The 19,402-nt window shown below is 47.2% G+C and carries 14 protein-coding genes; 3 read left to right on the forward strand and 11 right to left on the reverse strand.

Annotation, left to right across the window (positions count from 1 at the left end; all coding sequences use genetic code 11):
* Positions 1-228: 228 nt before the first annotated feature.
* The 8 genes from AVZ68_RS20120 to AVZ68_RS04745 all read right to left on the reverse strand — a co-directional run bounded on the left by AVZ68_RS20120 (position 229) and on the right by AVZ68_RS04745 (position 7,840).
* Positions 229-369: a hypothetical protein gene (locus tag AVZ68_RS20120; protein ID WP_157404575.1), complete on the reverse strand. Its 141-nt coding sequence runs from the start codon at positions 367-369 to the stop codon at positions 229-231.
* Between the two features lie 196 nt (positions 370-565).
* Positions 566-1,435 (reverse strand): DnaD domain protein, encoded by an 870-nt coding sequence (locus AVZ68_RS04715; RefSeq protein ID WP_059103377.1) that lies wholly within the window; start codon positions 1,433-1,435, stop codon positions 566-568.
* A 226-nt stretch (positions 1,436-1,661) separates the two neighbouring features.
* Positions 1,662-3,497 (reverse strand): oligopeptide ABC transporter substrate-binding protein, encoded by a 1,836-nt coding sequence (locus AVZ68_RS04720; RefSeq protein WP_059103378.1) that lies wholly within the window; start codon positions 3,495-3,497, stop codon positions 1,662-1,664.
* Between the two features lie 13 nt (positions 3,498-3,510).
* Entirely contained in the window at positions 3,511-4,416 is a 906-nt protein-coding gene (locus AVZ68_RS04725) for an ABC transporter permease (RefSeq protein ID WP_059103379.1), read from the reverse strand.
* 20 nt (positions 4,417-4,436) lie between these two features.
* A complete protein-coding gene (gene opp4B / locus AVZ68_RS04730) occupies positions 4,437-5,399 on the reverse strand; it encodes an oligopeptide ABC transporter permease (protein WP_059103380.1) in 963 nt (320 codons plus the stop codon).
* Positions 5,400-5,408: 9 nt separating this feature from the next.
* The gene (locus AVZ68_RS04735; protein WP_059103381.1) at positions 5,409-6,341 is read right to left on the reverse strand and encodes an ABC transporter ATP-binding protein; all 933 of its coding nucleotides are present in this window, start codon (positions 6,339-6,341) and stop codon (positions 5,409-5,411) included.
* Positions 6,328-7,350 carry an ABC transporter ATP-binding protein gene (locus AVZ68_RS04740; RefSeq protein ID WP_059103382.1) on the reverse strand — a complete coding sequence of 341 codons (1,023 nt, stop codon included), beginning with the start codon at positions 7,348-7,350 and terminating at the stop codon, positions 6,328-6,330. The genes AVZ68_RS04735 and AVZ68_RS04740 overlap by 14 nt, the downstream gene beginning before the upstream one ends.
* A gap of 10 nt (positions 7,351-7,360) precedes the next feature.
* Positions 7,361-7,840 carry an Lrp/AsnC family transcriptional regulator gene (locus tag AVZ68_RS04745; protein WP_059103383.1) on the reverse strand — a complete coding sequence of 160 codons (480 nt, stop codon included), beginning with the start codon at positions 7,838-7,840 and terminating at the stop codon, positions 7,361-7,363.
* A 434-nt stretch (positions 7,841-8,274) separates the two neighbouring features.
* On the opposite strand from AVZ68_RS04745, the gene AVZ68_RS04750 reads away from it, so the two are divergent.
* Both AVZ68_RS04750 and AVZ68_RS20125 read left to right on the forward strand, forming a co-directional pair.
* Positions 8,275-9,360 carry an LCP family glycopolymer transferase gene (locus AVZ68_RS04750; RefSeq protein WP_059103406.1) on the forward strand — a complete coding sequence of 362 codons (1,086 nt, stop codon included), beginning with the start codon at positions 8,275-8,277 and terminating at the stop codon, positions 9,358-9,360.
* A gap of 384 nt (positions 9,361-9,744) precedes the next feature.
* A complete protein-coding gene (locus AVZ68_RS20125) occupies positions 9,745-13,851 on the forward strand; it encodes an SH3 domain-containing protein (RefSeq protein WP_245628056.1) in 4,107 nt (1,368 codons plus the stop codon).
* Positions 13,852-13,958: 107 nt separating this feature from the next.
* On the opposite strand, the gene AVZ68_RS04760 is transcribed toward AVZ68_RS20125, so the two are convergent.
* From AVZ68_RS04760 to AVZ68_RS04770, 3 genes are all read right to left on the reverse strand, one after another.
* A complete protein-coding gene (locus tag AVZ68_RS04760; protein ID WP_059103385.1) occupies positions 13,959-15,050 on the reverse strand; it encodes an MraY family glycosyltransferase in 1,092 nt (363 codons plus the stop codon).
* A 189-nt stretch (positions 15,051-15,239) separates the two neighbouring features.
* The gene (gene galE / locus AVZ68_RS04765; protein WP_059103386.1) at positions 15,240-16,232 is read right to left on the reverse strand and encodes a UDP-glucose 4-epimerase GalE; all 993 of its coding nucleotides are present in this window, start codon (positions 16,230-16,232) and stop codon (positions 15,240-15,242) included.
* A 180-nt stretch (positions 16,233-16,412) separates the two neighbouring features.
* Positions 16,413-17,795: a sugar transferase gene (locus AVZ68_RS04770; protein ID WP_059103387.1), complete on the reverse strand. Its 1,383-nt coding sequence runs from the start codon at positions 17,793-17,795 to the stop codon at positions 16,413-16,415.
* A gap of 438 nt (positions 17,796-18,233) precedes the next feature.
* On the opposite strand from AVZ68_RS04770, the gene tnpB reads away from it, so the two are divergent.
* A complete protein-coding gene (tnpB, locus tag AVZ68_RS04775; protein ID WP_059103388.1) occupies positions 18,234-19,388 on the forward strand; it encodes an IS200/IS605 family element RNA-guided endonuclease TnpB in 1,155 nt (384 codons plus the stop codon).
* Positions 19,389-19,402 lie beyond the last annotated feature (14 nt).

Here is a 19,402-nt window from a genome sequence, read left to right on the forward strand (position 1 = left end):
TCGTAATCCTTTAGTCTAAACGGTATCCATGAGCTCGTTCCGCAAAGAATTGAGCTCATGGATGGATGTTCGGAAGCCTCGGACCATCTACCACTACGTACCGCGAGCATTGAATCTGTTTGAGCCAGTCCAGATCGAGACCTGTAAGAGAAGCGACCCTCTCAGGATCTTCGCCTCTCTCAAGCATTCGAGCGACGACTGTTATTTGTACTTCTTTTCTTCCTTTTTCTATTCCTTTTCCATCCCCTCATCAATCAAACTGTTCCGCTCAATCAACGATTCCTCGCGCGCCACATAAAGGCGCCTGATCTCCTCATTACTGCTAAGCCATTTCAAACGTTTTTCGGCCTTCCGAATGCTCGAGTCCATTTCCGTCAACCCTTTATCGTTTTCTCGGGCATTTGTTCATCCAAAAAGAGCAACCAGCGATGCAGAGGGTCTTCCAACGTTTTTCGATCCTTGATTGCCCCTTTGAAATCATATGGCGGCGCTGGAAAGGAAACCCCTTCCCCTGTTCCAAGAGAGGCGCTCTTCACTCATTCACGATTCAACCGCCAAAGCCATGTTAGAACCCAAGGCGGTCATCTGGAATCCGAAACTCATCTCCCCAATCCCTATTGACCTTCCTAGTCTCACGGTGGAACAAACTTCGATTAGGGTCGGCGAAGTGGATATCCGCCAAGCGCGTCAGTCTCTTTTCTTTCCAATCCAGAAGCAGCGAAGCCGCATACTGCCACTGAGGCACTCCTCTTGCAACGCTGCGCCGAATCGCCTCAATCACCACCTCGTTGGGCGCCTCAAAGGCACTGTCCGTGCACCACTTTTGCATCGCATTTTTAACTCTCGTAGTAGGCGTCTCAAATCCTTGCTCCTGACAAAAGTGGAGCACCTCTTTTAAAAGCTCTTCTTCTGCTTTGGTATGGTCTGGTATCGTCTTTTCTTTTTTAACTAATGCATGCGGATCTCCGTGCACATCTCCTTGCAATTGGTCATGCGCTTCCCCTTGCACATCTCCATGCGAATCCTCATGCAATGGGTCATTCGTTTCATCATGTGGTAAATCTAGGTGAGGGTTTTTAGGTGAAAGGTCAGAAGGCTCGTTCGACTTGAGTGCAGTTGCTTCAGAGGCGTTATCTGGGGGTGTGACGGCGTAATCAATTCTCAAAGAATGAATCTCGTAGGCCGCTGCCTTGCCCGGACGGCTGTGAACGGTGATGTATTTGTGTTTGACCATTTCTCGACGGGCCTTGAAAACCTGGTCTTCAGTCAGCCCCGTCTTCACCGAGAGAACAGAGACGGCAACGGTGAATGGTTGCTTCCAGCCTGTTCGATTGCAAACATCCATTAGCACGGACCAAAGGACCTTCGCCTTGGGGGTGAGTGGATTTGTCTCCTGGCGTGTGTGGAACGCATTCAGTTCAGCAATGTAGTTCATGGTGTTACCCTCCTTAAATTTCGGAATACGCTTTTAGTTTTACACCAAGCGTTCTTCTTTGCTATTTTACAACGCGGACAAAGGCTTGACAAATTAATTTAAAATATTCCCAAAAATATTTTCATCACTTAGGAAAACCTTGTTCTGACATGAAAAATAAATAAAATGAGGAGGAGAGCGTAACGCTCTCCCCCTGATCTATGAAACCTCTTATTTCAGAACAACATCACTCGTCCACTGCAGGCTCTTCAGCATCTAGCTGGATGGTATGGAAGCCATAATCATTGTTTCCAACTTCCCATGTAACACCGCTAACGCGCTCATTCATAGGACGAACTTCAAGACGGTAAAGAGTCGGTGCGACAGGCACAACTTCGTTCATATACTCTTGAAACTCATTGTACGCCTCCTGACGATAGTCGACCTCAAAAGCCTCGTCAGAAAGGCCGTCTGCTAGCAATTCTTGAATTCTATCGTCCGTGTAGCGAGTATAGTTAAACAACGCCCTCGGTCCCCATAGACTAGAAGGATCTACGTCCGACCCGACACTCCACGCAGCTGAGTACATGTCAATCGCCGGATCATCTTCTTCCACTCGGTCGTAGAAGGAGTTGAATTCCGTTAAGCTGCCATCCAGCAATTCAACGTTTAGACCGACAGCATCCCACGCTTGAATTTCATAGTTTGTTACAGCTTCAGCCGTTGCATCCCCACTCATAGCCGCAAGTGTAATGACTAGTTCTTCTCCTTCAGGTGTTTCCCTGTACCCGTCACCATTAACATCCTCGTACCCTGCGTCGTCAAGGAGTTGATTGGCCAAGTCAGGATCATAGCCTAAGCCTTCGTTCGTTTCATCATGATAAAGAGCATGGTAAGGCGGGATTACAGTCGTAGCCGGGAAGCGCAACCCATCATACATTTGCTCTCCAAGGTCTTCATAGTTAACTGCATGGGCAATCGCTTTTCGAAGCTCCGGGTCCGCCATTTTAGCATCTTCATCCGGAACAACTTCTCCTGCATCGGCATCCCATGTACCAAGCTTAAATCCAGTATAGCTCCAACCCGGGGCCACTCGACCCAACCATTCCACGTTTGTCATGTCGGCATTGTCCGCAAATTGAGTAGCTGGGAATTGATCGACCATATCAATGTCCCCTGCTCTTAGAGCTTGAGCCGCTGTATCTGGATTGACTACGCTTAACGTAACGCCATCAAGCAACGGCTCTCCACGCCAGTAGTCTTCGTTTGCCGTAAAAGTGACGGACTCCCCGGGAACGACCGACTCTACTTTAAACGGTCCGAATCCAATGGGGTTCGATCGAATCTCATCAGAACCCTCCATATCCGCTACCTCCATATCTTCAAACACATGTTTCGCCATTGGGTAGTACCAAATCCCACCTGATAATAGCGAAGGGGTTGCTTCAAGATAGGTGAGTTCTACGGTTTTCTCATCAATAATATTAAAGCCTGAGATCTCATCCGCTTCTCCGTTATGATACTCTTCCATGCCCTCAATGTTTTGGAAACTTGAGTCATAGCGGACGCCTGTATAGTCTGGATGGCCGATTACTTCATGCGCGAAAACATAATCCTCTGCTGTGACAGGTTCCCCGTCATGCCAGTTTACATCGTCCCTAATTGTAATCGTGTAGGTCAGGTTATCCTCGGACGCTTCTATCGTAGCAGCACCCTCGTCCGTCACACCAAAAGCCTCGTCTTGAGTAAATAATGATTCATCAAACCATTCAATCACCCTTGCATCCGGAGTCCCTGAATAAAACTGCCAATTTAAGGTTCCTTCAAACGGTGTATCCGTAACAACCCCGTAGTTTAACGTCCCCCCAATGGCATCCCCTTCATTGTCTTTCGTTATCTCAAAATCATCAATAGAGTATAGGCCATCTTCATTTTCTACAGTCTCTTCCCCGCCATTGCCTTCAGATTCACCGCCGCCATTTCCGTCACCCTCGCCGCCAGTTTCATCACTGCATGCCCCTAGAGCCAGCACGCACACTAACGCAGGCGCAAACATAAACCTCGGCTTTAACATTTTCTTCATTCCCTTTTCCCCCTTAGCCTCTTCTTTGTTTTGCGTCCGTCGCACGCTTCAGCGCTTGACCGACGTTATTTATACACAGCATCAAAACCAGAACGAGAATTGATGCAGGTAACCAGACCCATGGACGAAGCTCAAAAATCTGAGGATTCGTCGCATAACTCATCAATGTTCCTAAGCTCGGCGTTGATTCTGGGAAACCGAATCCTAAAAAGGACAAGCCCGACTCAATACCGATATTGGCTGCCAAACTTAATGTCATATTGACAATGACAAGCGAACTTAAATTTGGCAGCAAGTGACTGAAAATAATCTTACTATTAGGTGTGCCTAATGTCTTGGACGCTTGAATGTACTCAAGTGAGCTTTCTTGCAAAGCCTTGGAGCGAATTAATCGAGCCATTGACATCCACATGAACGCCGTAAAAATTAACGTGAACTGTAGGATGGAGTAGTTCGGCACAATCGCCACAAAAGCAATGATGAGCATTGTTGTAGGTAGAATGAGGAAGAAATCAAGCACTCTCATTAAGACATTGTCTACTTGCCCCCCGAAATAACCAGCGACGAGTCCAACAACCAATCCAATAATCCCAGAAAGGGCCGTAACAGCAATCCCAATTGTGAGTGAGTTTCTAGTACCAATAATCAGTTGACCAAAGACATCTCTACCTCCGTGATCGGTCCCAAGCCAAAACTCTGATGAAGGCGGATGAAAAATCGCAAATAAATCAACGGTTACAATTTGCTCCTGGTCCAAAAATAAAGAGATACCGTATACAAATCCCGCCACTAAAATCAAAAAGATTAATGATATAAGCGCAACTTTATCTCTCAAGATTTCTTTCATGATGACTCTGAATCCAGATGGCGTTTTGACTACTTCTATTTGCTCAGCATTTTTAACCCTTGGTTGTTCCATACTTCACCCCTCGCTTCCCTTTATTTCACTCGAATTCGCGGATCTACAATGCTTAAAATAATGTCCGACAACATCGTTCCTATTATAGCTAGTACGCCTGTTAACATTAGTAAAGCTGTAACTACGCTATAATCTCTTTGTAGTATCGAACTTACAAGCAAATCCCCGATTCCTGGAAAGCTAAAGACACGTTCAATAAAGACAGCACCCGCAAGGATTCCTGTAATCTCATACCCTAAGAAAGCAGCGATCGGCAGCAGGGAGTTGCGAAAAATATGACGGTTATACACCCTATCCTCACTAGCCCCTTTTGCTTTAGCTGTTACAACAAACTCCTTATGCTTCGTGTCAATGACCTCACTTCTCAAATACTGAACCGTGTTCGCTGTTGTCAAAAAAGCGAGTGACAAAGCAGGCAACGTCATGTGGTAGATTTTGCTTAGCACATAATCAAATGTACCAGGGGTTAGACCCGGTGTTACACTCCCCCCCGTCGGGAACAAGCGGAATTGATACCCTAATAAGAACAACGCAATTAACCCGAAAATAAAACTTGGCATCGCAAATCCTATATACGTATACCCGGCAATACCTCGATCAAGCATCGTGTCATTGTAGCGTCCACTAGTGATTCCCATTGGAATGGCGAGTAGATATGAGAACACGAGTGTTAAAACCCCTAACCCTGCCGTATTCCAAATGCGATCATCGATGAGGTCAAGTACAGGCATACTGTAACGAAACGATTGTCCGAAATCTCCCTGTGCAACATTGGCTACCCAACGCCCGTATTGCTGATACCAGGGATCATTTAATCCATGAATTTCACGGAGCTCTGCTAACCGTTCAGCCGTCACGTTTGGATCAATTTGGCCCGAGAATGGATCCCCTGGCATTTGGCTGGCGATGAAGAAGACGAGCACACTTAGTACAAAGATTTGCGGAATCGCAATCAACGTCCGTCTCACAATAAATTTCCACATATCCTACCCTCACCCTCTTTCCGGCAAGGCCGCCAGATGCGTGTCCGATACGGGCGTGAGTGGGTACGCAAGACCTTCTTCATCAAAGTAGTTGTCAAAATGTTCATTGTACTCTTGGTTGATTTCGTTCCGAAAGGCCCTCTGTGCTTCCCGATTGTCCGGGTCAATATCCGGAATTGCTGAGACCAATCGCTTCGTATAGATATGTTGCGGGTTTTGAAAAATATCGTCGGGCGAGCCTTCTTCGACGAACCGTCCTTTGTACATAATGCCGATACGATCGCAAATATGGCGTATAATGCCTAAATCATGGCTAATAAATAAGAATGTAAGATTAAGTTCTTTCTGGATGTCTTGCATAAAGTTCAGGACCTGTGCCTGCACCGACACATCCAGAGCTGATACCGGTTCATCGGCGATAATTAGCTTTGGATTTAAGGCAATCGCTCTGGCAATGCCAATCCGCTGGCGCTGCCCGCCGGAAAATTCGTGGGGGTATTTAAAGATGCTGTCTTTAGAGATCCCCACTTTATCGAGCAATTCTTCCACCGCTTTACGCTCTTGTTCTTTATTCATCTTGTCAAAATTCCGGAATGGTTCCGCGACGATATCTAGAATTCGCTTCTTTGGATTTAATGAAGAAAAGGGGTCCTGAAAAACCATTTGCACATCACGCTTGTAGTCATAAGTTTTCCGGTTCTTTTTCGTAATGTCATGGCCATTGAACAAAACTTGTCCGGAAGTAATCTCGTTTAGCCCAATGATCGCGCGACCAGTGGTGGTTTTTCCTGAACCGGACTCTCCTACAAGACCGTAGGTTTTGCCTTCTTCGAGTTCAATGGAGACTCCGTCCACAGCCTTCACGTAACCGACGGTTCGCTTGAGAATGCCGGCTTTAATCGGAAAATGAACTTTCAAATCAGAAACATTAAGAAATCCCATCGGCTGCCGCCCCCTCTGCCTTAGTTGGAAAATAGAATTCTTTGTAACAGGTACAGCGGACAAGATGTCCCGGTGAAATTTCATGAAGCTCAGGGTTTTCCTCATGGGCCGATTCTGGGGTCCAAGGAATTCGGCTGGCGAACCGACATCCGGTCCTCGGCAAGTTTACAAGAGACGGAACGACCCCTTGAATCACGTGTAATTTCGTTTTCGCTTCATTCACCGTTGGGTTGGACTGCAAAAGCGACCGTGTGTACGGGTGTTTTGGGTTTTTAAACAGTTCGCGAACTGGCGCTATTTCGACAATTTGACCCGCATACATCACTGCTACCCGGTCCGCCATTTCCGCGACCACCCCTAAGTCATGTGTGATGAGGATGATACCGCTGTCTAAATCGTCCTTCAACCGGCGAATCAAGTCTAGAATTTGCGATTGAATGGTAACGTCGAGTGCCGTTGTCGGTTCATCCGCAATTAAAAACGTGGGATCATTGGCAATCGCTATTGCAATCACGACCCGTTGCCTCATGCCTCCGGAAAGTTCATGCGGATATTGATTGTACACGAGTTCCGGTCTAGGGATTCCTACTTGATTTAAGAGCTGTATCACCTTCTCTTTGCGTTCCTCTTTTCCAAGTTTCGTATGAAGAAGAAGCGCTTCACCAATTTGATCGCCCATCGTCATTAAAGGATTTAAGGCGGACAAAGGATCCTGAAAAATCATGCCCAGGTCCCCTCCGCGAAGTTTGTTCATCCTTCGATCGGAAGCAGTGGCAATGTCTTCGTCTTTATAATAGATGTGCCCCTCAATTTTCGACTTTTTCTTCGGGTGCAAGCCCATAATTGAGAAAGCCAGTGCGCTTTTTCCTGATCCGGACTCTCCGACAATGCCGAGAATCTCGTTTTTGCCTACATCCAGAGAGACTCCATCAACGGCGGCATAATAATCATCGCCAATGAGGAAGGATGTTTTTACGTTTTCTAGGCGTAACAATCTCTTTTTATCCATCTTGACCACCCTAGCTCGATATTGAATTATTTGAATTCTTAGGGATCGCGTATGAAAACGAATCCTTGTACTGTTTTAATTCGATGCTGACATCGACCGTGTCAATCCCGTCCAGCTTGGCCAGTTCTTTGTTAACAAAATGAACAAGCTCTTCGTTGCTTGAAAAATACGCCTGTAGCATTAAGTCATGTTTCCCGGAAAATGCAGCGACAAAGCGAACTTCTGGAAACTGATGAAGCCAGCCAGCGACTTCCTCTTGCCTTCCGAGCTTCGTCGTAAGTCCAATAATCGCCTGGACGCATAGACCGACTTTGTTCGGATTGACGTGGATAATAAATTCAAACACACCATCCTTGACCATTTTCCCAATCCTTGAACGAATGGTCCCTTCGCTTACTGAGAGCTTTCTCGCTATATCGCTATAAGAAGCTTTTCCGTTCTCCTGAAGCAGGGAAAGAACAGAGAAATCTAACGTATCTAACTTTGACATCCCATCAACTCACTTCTTTTCCACATTTCCCAATAAGCAAAAATCGTTCACTGTTCTTTCGATTCTGATTAAAAAATTGTTGAAAGTTAACTGATTTCGTAAAATTATTAGCCTAAGTATAAAAGAGAAGTTTTTAGAAAGCAATAGAAAATTTGAAAGTAAGGCATATTTCTTTGTGAAATTATATAACAGTTTGTGCTTGTTTAGAAGTTATTTTCTGAAAAACAGCGGTTACATTGGGCTTATCGCCGAGATCATCACCCCCATTTTCGTCGACTTCTTTTACATATTCCTATTTCCATAAAACTCTAATCTCCTAATTAACTTAACGCCCATAGGCATATCGAATAAACTATGGTAAAATGAAAAGTCGAATTGTATATTATTACTGAATGGCTCTTCTATTTCTGATTATAAAAGTGAGGGTACTCATGATGGATAATGAATCACGATCGCGTAGACGCAGTCGACGAAAGACGAAACGTGTTCTTAAAATTTTGTTGACTGTGACCATCCTTGCCTTTCTCGTTGTTGGGTCTGGTCTCGCTTATCTAGCTACGCAAGCGAGCAATGCAGCAAATGAGGCCTACAGGGGACTTGATCGCGGAGAGAAATCAGAGCGGCGCGCTGAAGCGATCGACATTGGGCAAGACAATTTTTCGGTTCTGTTACTCGGGGACGACGCAAGACCTGGTGAAGAACGGGCACGTACAGATGCGATGCTTGTGGCCACCTTTAATAAGGAAGAACGCTCGATTGTTCTTACAAGTATCCCGCGTGATTCTTATGTAGAAATTGTCGGCCAAGGAACCATGGACAAAATCACACATGCCAATGCCTTTGGTGGCATCGACATGACGATTGATACCGTTGAACACTTACTTGATATTCCTATAGACCATTATGCACTTGTAAAATTCCAAGGCCTAGAAGATATTGTTGATGCGCTTGGGGGCATTGAGGTTGATGTGTCCTTCACTTTCGATTTTACACACGATGGACAATTCCTACAATTTGAGGAAGGGCCTTCTCACTTAGACGGAGAACATGCCTTGGCGTATGCAAGAGAGCGAAAACACCCCGATAGCGGCGGAGACCTTGGCCGTGGCCAGCGTCAGCAACAAGTAATTGAGGCGATGATTGAGAAAGCTGCCTCCTTCTCCAGTATCCATCGTTTTGATGATGTGTTCGACAGCATTGGCGATAACATGATTACAGACCTGCAGTTTGGTCACCTCATCTCTCTTCACGGATACGCTTCTTCTATTAGTGATATTGAAACATTGCAGTTTGAAGGAGCGGATTTTAGAGGAATGGACGGCGTTTCCTATTTTAGAGTGGATGAAAACTCTTTGCTTGAAATACAAAATCGGTTGAAAGAACATCTTGAGTATGAAAATCCCTTTCCTTCTGAGACTAACCCTGTGGAAGAACCACCTACTGAACCGTCTGAGACTGCTCCAGTAGAAGAGCCTCCTTCCACTGAGCCTTCAGAACCCGAACCAAACTACAATTACTAACGAACCTAAAAAACAAAGGTTGAGACAAAAACACTGACTCACTAAAAGAGTCAGTGTTTTTTTGTCTAGCTCCGGCGGGTAGAAGCTCAGGATTTTTCAGCCCTGGCCCGAAATCCAAAACCAGGATTTCTAGTCCAGGCCTTCCAAAATCCTCGCTTCTGGTCGACCCGCCTGCGCTTTTCGGATTGTGTAGATCAGAGTGCGGCTAGCGAACCATGGTTTTTTTTACAATTTTTTTAGAGAAAATGTCGATATTCTATTAACATCTCACTCTTTTTCGACGATAATAGAGAAGGCTAGATTCATAGGTTAGGCCATATTTTTAAGGAGGCGAGAATCATTCGTAAACACTTATTGTTCGCTGCCGGCGGTACCGCTTCGGTGATGGCACTCGTTGCCTTCGCTTTTCCGCTGCAAAGCGCTTTTGCGAGTTCAACGACAACGAAAGAGACTCATTACAACATTAGTTTTCAACAGGCGCTGGAAAGACAAATGAATGTGAGTCCTCAGACAGACAGAAATGGCCGATGGCAAAATGCCAGCTCTTCTGAGGTTGCTGCCCACCTGAACCCAAGCAATTTCTCTCAGGGGACACCATCCTATATGCAGTTCTTGAATTTATCCTCCAGTGCTGGCCTAAGCGCTAGCTCCATTAACAATCAGCTGTTAAGTGGGAAAGGTGTTTTGAGCAACCAAGGACAAGCTTTTATCAATGCAAGCAGAACCCACGGCATCAATGAAATTTACTTGATTTCACACGCATTGCTTGAGACTGGAAACGGGGCCTCCCAGTTGGCGAGAGGGGTGGAGCAAAACGGCAGAACCGTCTACAACGTCTTTGGCATAGGTGCTTTTGATGGGAGCGCTGTGCGATCAGGGGCCCAGTACGCTTATAACCAAGGCTGGTTCACTGTTGAAGACGCGATTGTGGGGGGAGCTCAATTTGTTTCGCGAAGCTACATCGACCGAGGGCAGGACACTTTATATAAAATGAGATGGAATCCTGCCAACCCTGGCAGTCACCAATATGCAACAGATATTGGATGGGCTTCAAAGCAAACGCATACCATGTCCCGACTCTACAGCTCTGTTGATGACTATTCACTGAATTTCGATGTCCCTGTTTATTTAAATCAACCAGGTGGAACAGCTGGTGAAATAGAGCCGATGCCTTCAGGTTCAACGGGTGAAACTACCGCGAGGCTCAATTTGCGCACGGCCCCTGGAACCCAGGCTTCTGTTATCACAACATTGGATAGTGGTCAAACGCTTGAACTATTGCAAAAGCAAGGGGACTGGTATCAAGTGAAGGCGGGTTCACACACAGGCTGGGTGTCCGGAGACTACGTGAATCTTGAAGGAACCGATAATGTCGAAGAAGAAACTCCTTCGATTGGCTCGGGCACGACGACCGCACGTCTTAACTTACGCTCTGAGGCAAGCACTTCCAGTCGTATCCTCACAACATTAGACAGTGGACAGAAGCTTACGTTCATTCAAAAGCAAGGCAACTGGTATCAGGTTAAAGTGGGGCATCAGACGGGATGGGTTTCCGCGGACTATGTCAACGCGGACGGTAGCGATGACCATGTTGATGAAGGCTCCCCTTCGATTGGCTCAGGCACAACGACCGCGAGGCTTAATTTGCGGACAGAGGCGAGCACTTCCAGTCGCATTCTCACAACCTTGAATCAAGGGCGAACGCTCGAACTGTTACAAAAGCAAGGCAACTGGTACGAAGTGAGAACCGGTTCCCGCACAGGTTGGGTCTCCGCTGATTACATAAACGAGGCAGGAAGTGGCGAAGAAGACACGTCTTCCATTGGCTCAGCCACCACCACTGCGAGGCTCAACCTTCGTTCTGGCGCAGGGACCTCGCATTCTATTATAACGACGCTCGATAATGGGCTAGAACTGGACTTGCTACAAAAGCAGGGCAGCTGGTATCAGGTTAAAGCCGGTTCTCAGACGGGATGGGTTTCTGCGGAGTACTTAAATGTCAGTGGGTCAGACAGCAGTGCGAGTGAAGGGTCTTCCTCCATTGGATCGGCTACCACTACCGCAAGGCTTAACCTTCGCTCCGGTGCAGGGACTTCGAATCGTATTTTAACGACATTGAACAACGGGCAGAACGTCGCCTTGCTTCAGAAACAAGGCAGCTGGTATCAGGTTAAAGCCGGTTCTCAGACGAGATGGGTTTCTGCGGAGTACTTAAATGTGAGTAGGTCGGGCAGCGATGCGAGTGAAGGGTCTTCCTCCATTGGATCGGCTACCACTACCGCAAGGCTTAACCTTCGCTCCGGTGCAGGGACTTCGAATCGTATTTTAACGACATTGAACAACGGGCAGAACGTTGCCTTGCTTCAGAAACAAGGCAACTGGTATCAGGTTAAAGCCGGTTCTCAGACGGGATGGGTTTCTGCGGAGAACTTAAATGTCAGTGGGTCGGGCAGCGATGCGAGTGAAGGGTCTTCCTCCATTGGATCGGCTACCACCACCGCAAGGCTTAACCTTCGCTCCGGTGCAGGGACTTCGAATCGTATTTTAACGACATTGAACAACGGGCAGAACGTTGCCTTGCTTCAGAAACAAGGCAACTGGTATCAGGTTAAAGCCGGTTCTCAGACGGGATGGGTTTCTGCGGAGTACTTAAATGTCAGTGGGTCGGGCAGCGATGCGAGTGAAGGGTCTTCCTCCATTGGATCGGCTACCACCACCGCAAGGCTTAACCTTCGCTCCGGTGCAGGGACTTCGAATCGTATTGTAACGACATTGAACAACGGGCAGAACGTCGACTTGCTTCAGAAACAAGGCAACTGGTATCAGGTGAAAGCTGGCACTCAAACCGGATGGGTTTCTGCGGAGTACCTAAATGTGAGTGGGTCGAGCAGAGATGCGAGTGAAGGGTCTTCCATTGGCTCAGCCACCACTACCGCGAGGCTTAACCTTCGCTCCGGTGCAGGGACTTCGAATCGTATTGTAACGACATTGAACAACGGGCAGAACGTCGACTTGCTTCAGAAACAAGGCAACTGGTATCAGGTTAAAGCTGGCGATCAAACCGGATGGGTTTCTGCGGAGTACCTAAATGTGAGTGGGTCGAGCAGAGATGCGAGTGAAGGGTCTTCCATTGGATCGGCTACCACCACCGCAAGGCTTAACCTTCGCTCCGGTGCGAGTACCTCGAACCGTATTGTAACGACGCTGAACAACGGACAGGCGCTCACCTTGCTTCAAAAGCAGGGCAGCTGGTATCAGGTTAAAGCCGGTTCCCAAACCGGATGGGTTTCTGCGGAGTACCTAAATGTGAGTGGGTCGGGCAGCAGTGCGAGTGAAACCACTCCTTCCATTGGCTCAGCTACAACGACCGCTCGTCTTCATTTGCGCTCCGGTGCTGGCACTTCGCATCGCATTTTAACGACGCTCAATAACGGGCAGAACTTGGAGTTGCTTCAGAAACAGGGCAACTGGTATCAAGTCAGAGCTGGGAATCAGACTGGATGGGTTTCCGCGGACTACTTAAACGTAGCTGGATCACGTCAAGCGGCTGCTAGTCGCGTGGCTACGTTTAGCACGTTCGGGGCCGTAGTTCCTGAGGACACTGAGTCTACGTCGCTTGAAGAAGAGGCATCTCCGAAGGCAAGAGAGAACAATCAAGAAGCATTTAACACTAGTGTCAACTCTCAGGAAGAGGTTGTTGAAGAGAGTGTGACCGCGAGTGAAGAGCAAGAAGCCGCATCCCGTAAAGAGGAAGAGGCTTCCAACGAAGAGGAAACCACTGCTTCTGAGTCTGACTTAGAAAGAAAGGCGGCGCTTGATGCCGACTCTTCGGACGAGGCCGAGGAGGTCTCTCCTGGTTCCGAGGAGGAGGATCTTGACTCGGTTTCTCAAGAACAGCCTGCTTCCTCTGATAGCGAGGCTTCCAACGAAGAGGAGCTCTCTCCTTCTGACTCGGATGTAGAGGAAACTGTGAAGCTTGACGCTCATTCTCCGGATGAGGCGAATGAAGCTTCTCTGGGCTCTGAGAACGAAAGCCTTGACTCCCTTCCTCAGGAAGAGCCTGCTTCCGATGAAAGCGAGGCTTCCAAAGATGAAGAAGCACCCTCTCCTTCTGACTCAGATGTAGAGGGAGATCCAGAGCCTGACGCTGATTCTTCGGAGGAGACAGAGGAAACTGCTGCTGAAGAAATCGAGGCACCAACGCCGGAAGCAGAAGCTGACTCAACTCCAAGTGAGGAAGCGGAGGAAAAGGAGACAACCGAGGAGGAGTCCACAGTCACGGAAGAGGAAGTTGAACTAGCTTTTCCAGACACTGGCGTGACACAATCTCGTGTAGATCTGCGCTCGGACGCAAGCCTTAGCAACAATGTCCTTACGACGCTCAATAACCGCCAGACGGTAGAAATTCTTGATCAACAAGACGGTTGGGTAAAAGTGAAAGTTGGGAAGGATGAAGGCTGGGTTCAGGCAAAACACATTGAAATGACATAAGTCAAAGAAACGTCCAGAGGTGATCACCTCTGGACGTTTTTTTCATTCAGCTCGATTAACCACCCTCTGCATCAGATCATAGGGATCTAGAAAATTCGTCCTTTTCACTATTTGCTTCGCAGGGTCGCCCGCTCTTGCACCCACTTTCGAATGGCCGTTAACAACGGCTGGCGTTTGTCGCCAATCAGTCCGATAAACTCAGCAAAGAGTTGAATGAACGTGGCTACCACAACAAGGACAAAGAGCGACAGCCAAATTCCGGTTTTCGAGAGAAGCAGTGCACTCATGGCAAACAGGATGCTTACCCCGTACATTAGCAGCACTGCTTTGCGGTGGCCATACCCTCTGGCAAGCAGACAGTGGTGCAAATGACCTTTATCCGGGGCCGCAATTTTTTGCTGATTTAATGTTCTTCGTATGATCGCAAACATCGTGTCGATCATCGGTACTCCAAGAATTAGAAGCGGAACAACGAGACTGACCATTGTCACAGTTTTGAAAAACCCTAGAATCGACATCACTGCGATCATGTAACCAAGGAAGAGAGAGCCCGTGTCTCCCATAAAAAGCTTGGCTGGATGGAAATTAAAAACAAGAAACCCTCCTGTGCTGCCGATCAAAGTGACACCAATCGCTAAAACAAGGCCATACGCCGTAGGGTTGCCTACTGCGATGACCAGCATCGTTAAACAGGCAATAATGGCGATCCCAGCAGCTAGTCCATCCAACCCATCAATAAGGTTCATGGAATTCATAACAGCCAAGAACCAAAGCACTGTAACCATATAGCTAAGAAAACCTAAGTCCACCCGCTCTCCAAAAGGAATCGCAATGAAGTCAATGACGACTCCAGAATACGCAACGATGGACGCGGCTGCGATTTGAACAATGACTTTCGAGCGGGCTCTTAAAACAAAACGGTCATCCAGTAATCCAACTGCCACTAGCAGCGCTGCTCCAACCGCTATCGCACTCACCTGCCTCCACTCGCTAACGAGAACATCTGTTAAGAAAATAAGTCCTGCGAGCATCCCGAAAATAAAGGTCAAGCCTCCGATGCGAGGCATCGCTTCCTTATGTACTTTTCGTTCATCTGGATGGTCGACAAAATGACACTTGTGCGCGAACCTAACGACCAACGGTGTAATCGCTATGGCAGCGGCAAAACTGGTCATCAATGCTACGAGGTAAACTTCCACTCTTCTCACTCTCCTCTCTGCTTGTATATTGGGAAATACCATTTGTTTTCATCAGAACAGCAACAGTTGTCATCTATGAGGAAAACGTTACACGCCTTTTCCCTTAGTGTTAGCATTTGCAGTCGCTCTAACTCACACGAGTTAAACAAAAAACGCTCTTCCTCAACGGAAAAGCGCTTTTTACACTTTTTACTTATCTTTCTCGTATCCATTCGGATGATTCGAGTGCCAGCCCCAAGCATGGGCCACAATCTCGCTTAAATCGGTGTAGCGAGGTTCCCAGCCAAGCTGCGCTTTCGCCTTTTCAGGAGAAGCGATCAGCGTCGCAGGGTCACCGGTTCGGCGCGGAGCAACCACAGCCGGAATTTCTTGTTCCGTGACGTGGCGGCAGACCTCGATCACTTCCTTCACCGAAAATCCCTGCCCGATGCCTAAGTTGTAGACCTCGCTTGAGCCCGTTTGCTTTAAATGCTTTAACGCGAGATAATGAGCATCCGCAAGATCCATCACATGAATGTAATCACGAATGCAGCTCCCATCTTCCGTGTCATAATCATCGCCAAAGATTTGCACCTGTTGTCGCTGTCCAAGCGCCACTTGCAGGACAATGGGAATCAGATGCGACTCTGGCAAATGATCCTCGCCAATGCGTCCTTTCGGATCAGCACCCGCCGCATTAAAATAGCGAAGGGAGACCGATTTCAATCCGTACGCTGGCTCGCACCAACGTAACATTTTTTCAATCGCAAGCTTCGTCTCACCGTACGGGTTTGTCGGTGCTGTCGGAAGAGATTCCACAATCGGGATTTGCTCCGGTTCGCCGTACGTTGCCGCCGTCGATGAAAAGACGATGTGTTTCACATGATGTTCGACCATTTTACTGATGAGCGCGTGAGACCCAAGAACATTGTTTTCATAGTAATACAAAGGCTGTTCCACGCTCTCCCCAACAAGCGAATGAGCGGCAAAATGAACCACCGCGTCAATGCTGTGTTTAGTAAATACCTCATCAAGCAAGGGTTCATCACGCAATTCCCCCTGATAGAAAGGAACATCTTGAAGGGCACCCGCATGGCCCTTTTCAAGAGAATCAAGAACGACAACGTCCTCTCCTTTATCTAATAAGTGCAAAACTGTATGGCTACCGATGTAGCCAGCGCCGCCTGTGACTAAGATTGTCATTATGTAAGCCCTCCTTAGCTTTGACTAAACGAACATTCTGTCTCCCATTATACGCGAAAATGAGGCAGTATGTCCGTACAAATACAAGGGCCCTCGCCATCTAGCTTTTCGTGAAACGTCAGTGTCTGTTTGAAATGAGAAAAACGCGCCCCACGCTCTTTCGCGTGGGGCGCGTTTTTCCTAACGATAGTTTCCTTCTTTTCTAGGAAGGTACGTGACTTTCTGCTTCCTACGTGGAGCTTCCCCCGCTCCTTCTGACTTCGCCTTGTTGATCACAACAAGCACTGTACGCATCAAGATGATGCAATCAAGCCACAGGGAGTAGTTGCGAATGTAGTGTAGGTCAAATTTCAGCTTCTTATCAACATTGGTCGTGTATTTCCCCATGACCTGCGCGTAGCCCGTAATTCCCGGCTTCACGGCATGACGATAGTTAAACCACTTGTTTTCTCTTTGAAACTTGTCGGCAAAGAAGTCGCGCTCCGGGCGCGGACCGACGAGTGACATATCGCCTTTTAAAACATTTAACAGCTGTGGCAGTTCATCGATGCGCGTTTTGCGAATAAACCGGCCCATTTTGGTAATACGAGCATCGCCGGACTTGGCAAGCGTTGGTCCTGTTTGTTCCTCCGCATTCTCCACCATCGAACGGAATTTCAAGATATTGAAAGGCTGATGGTATTTCCCTAGCCGTTCTTGACGGAAGAAAATCGAGCCTTTGTCCTCTGTCTTAATAGCGATCGCCGTTAACAAGAAGACCGGTAGCGTCACAAGCAAGATGCCAAAGGAAACAACGATATCCATCAAGCGCTTGAGCACTAGCTGCGGGACGCTGAGCATAAACGGACGAACCTGCATAATCATCGTGTCATCCAAGGAAGTGACCGACGTGTTCATTAGAAGCATATCATTCACTTTCGGTACGACGTAGACGAGCTTATTGTTTTTCATCGCATGGAACATGAGCCGTTCCTTTTTGTCTTCATCCAACCCTGAGCCTAGAAAAATGACGCTGTACTGAAGAAGCTGCGTTCTAAGCTGTGCCAAAGATTCTTTTTTGTCATAGCATTTCACGTAACTGTTCTTTGAAAGGAAGGTGGAAAGACTCTCTTCCATTTCATCGTACTCAGCAGCCGAGCCAATGAACATCACTTTGCCTCTCCGTGATACCTGGTTGTATTTCGTGTATAGGGTCTTCCATCCTAAAAGCAGGAAAAATGCATTCACATGCGCGACTAAAATCAGCGAACGTGGCAAAGCGAACTCTCGAAAGAAGAACGATACCGTCATGGTAAGCAGCATGATGAAGGTAATCGCTACTGTCAGCTTGCGGATAATGTCCCAGATGTCATACTGAACAAGACGATCCAGTTCATAAATACTCAAGAAAAGCACGCTTATCAAAAGGATCCACGGCACAACGGAGCCAAATGCCTCAAAGTTACGCGGCGACATTTTATCGCTAAGCATCGTAAAAGCAAGCCCGTACGCAAGCAAGATCAAGAGCAAATCAACAAAGATCGTGATCCCACGAGCCGTTTTATTTGGAATGATGGTAGGCATCTCAATTACCCCTAGTTTCATAGTTTAAGATCTAACGTTTAGTTTAACACACGCCAAACAAAAGCGAGTGCTTTTTTACAACATTCATCGAATCTTCAAGAACCTCGTAGAAGTCACATACTGTTTGAGAAAGTGAACAACCCTCCTCCCAGTCGCTCGCCACCTCGACCTCCCCGCGATTGATCCCAAGCACTCGCTTCCATATTGATATGGTCGAACTTTTAAAAAAACGACAAGTTCCCACACTTTTTGTCGTTTACCTGTTTCCTACAGAAGACTCCCTCTTCGACCGTGTAAAGGGCGTAGCCCAACGGTAAGGGGGAGATGAATGTCGGTTAGGCGATAGCCTAAAGGGTTTTCATCTTTTTCGACGAATGATATAATTAAAATATGGAACAAAAGTTCCTGATAATCAAAAGGGAAGCGAGGTGAACATCCATGCTCGTCCATAAAGCGTACAAATTTAGGATCTTCCCGAACAAAGAACAAAAGATCGTCATCGCCAAAACGATGGGATGCAGTAGGTTTGTATTTAACCGTTTCCTTTCTCTTTGGAATTACACGTATAAAGAAACAGGAAAAGGATTAACGTATAACGCTTGCTCTTCTCAACTTCCTCAACTAAAGAAAGAGTTTCCATGGCTAAAAGAAGTCGACAGCATCGCCCTTCAATCGTCGCTGAAACACCTCGCTGATTCGTACGCTCGTTATTTCAAAAAGCAAACAAAAGCGCCGCGATTCAAGGCCAAAAACAACAACGTTCAATCGTACACCACAAAGAATACCAACGAAAATATTGCGATTGTTGGCAACAAACTCAAGTTGCCTAAACTCGGCTTGATCCGCTTTGTGAAAAGCCGCGAGGTGGAAGGCCGTATGTTAAGCGCTACCATTAGACGTAACGCTACGGGGAAATACGTTGTTTCTATTTTAGTGGAAACGGACATCTACGATCAACCTAAAACCCATTCTTCTGTTGGCATTGACGTTGGGTTAAAAGATTTTGCGATTCTTTCCGACGGTACAGTGTATAAGAATCCACGTTTCCTGCGTGCCCTTGAAACGAAATTAGCGGATGCTCAACGAGTCCTATCCAGACGGAAGGAGCAAGCATTAAAAGATGGGAAGCCTTTAGACGAAGCGAAGAACTACCAGAAACAAAAACGGATGGTCGCTCGTATCCACGAAACGATCGCCAATGCACGAACGGACTACCTGCATAAACTCTCTAGCACGATCATCAAAAACCACGATGTCATCGGGATAGAGGATTTGCAGGTATCCAATTTGTTGAAGAACCGCAAGTTGGCCAAAGCTATTAGTGAAGTCAGTTGGTCCGAGTTTCGCACGATGCTTGAATACAAAGCCACGTGGTACGGGAAACAGGTGGTCACTGTGGCGAAAAATTTCCCGTCCAGTCAATTGTGCTCGTGCTGTGGATACCGATATAAGGACGTGAAGAATCTCGCGTTACGTGAGTGGGACTGTCCCTCTTGTGGCACCCATCACGATCGAGATGTAAACGCAAGTATCAACGTAAAAAATGAAGCACTAAGACTTCTAACCGTAGGGACTACGGGGCTAGCCTACTAAAACAACTGGCGGTT

Source organism: Shouchella shacheensis, assembly GCF_001484965.1.
Lineage (GTDB): Bacteria > Bacillota > Bacilli > Bacillales > Bacillaceae_D > Shouchella > Shouchella shacheensis.

Bases quoted from the DNA above. Each gene is read 5' to 3' on its own strand.
- AVZ68_RS20120 (WP_157404575.1), bottom strand. From the start codon at position 369: ATGGACTCGAGCATTCGGAAGGCCGAAAAACGTTTGAAATGGCTTAGC.
- AVZ68_RS04715 (WP_059103377.1), bottom strand. From the start codon at position 1,435: ATGAACTACATTGCTGAACTGAATGCGTTCCACACACGCCAGGAGACA.
- AVZ68_RS04720 (WP_059103378.1), bottom strand. From the start codon at position 3,497: ATGAAGAAAATGTTAAAGCCGAGGTTTATGTTTGCGCCTGCGTTAGTG.
- AVZ68_RS04725 (WP_059103379.1), bottom strand. From the start codon at position 4,416: ATGGAACAACCAAGGGTTAAAAATGCTGAGCAAATAGAAGTAGTCAAA.
- opp4B (WP_059103380.1), bottom strand. From the start codon at position 5,399: ATGTGGAAATTTATTGTGAGACGGACGTTGATTGCGATTCCGCAAATC.
- AVZ68_RS04735 (WP_059103381.1), bottom strand. From the start codon at position 6,341: ATGGGATTTCTTAATGTTTCTGATTTGAAAGTTCATTTTCCGATTAAA.
- AVZ68_RS04740 (WP_059103382.1), bottom strand. From the start codon at position 7,350: ATGGATAAAAAGAGATTGTTACGCCTAGAAAACGTAAAAACATCCTTC.
- AVZ68_RS04745 (WP_059103383.1), bottom strand. From the start codon at position 7,840: ATGTCAAAGTTAGATACGTTAGATTTCTCTGTTCTTTCCCTGCTTCAG.
- AVZ68_RS04750 (WP_059103406.1), top strand. From the start codon at position 8,275: ATGGATAATGAATCACGATCGCGTAGACGCAGTCGACGAAAGACGAAA.
- AVZ68_RS20125 (WP_245628056.1), top strand. From the start codon at position 9,745: ATGGCACTCGTTGCCTTCGCTTTTCCGCTGCAAAGCGCTTTTGCGAGT.
- galE (WP_059103386.1), bottom strand. From the start codon at position 16,232: ATGACAATCTTAGTCACAGGCGGCGCTGGCTACATCGGTAGCCATACA.
- AVZ68_RS04770 (WP_059103387.1), bottom strand. From the start codon at position 17,795: ATGCCTACCATCATTCCAAATAAAACGGCTCGTGGGATCACGATCTTT.
- tnpB (WP_059103388.1), top strand. From the start codon at position 18,234: ATGCTCGTCCATAAAGCGTACAAATTTAGGATCTTCCCGAACAAAGAA.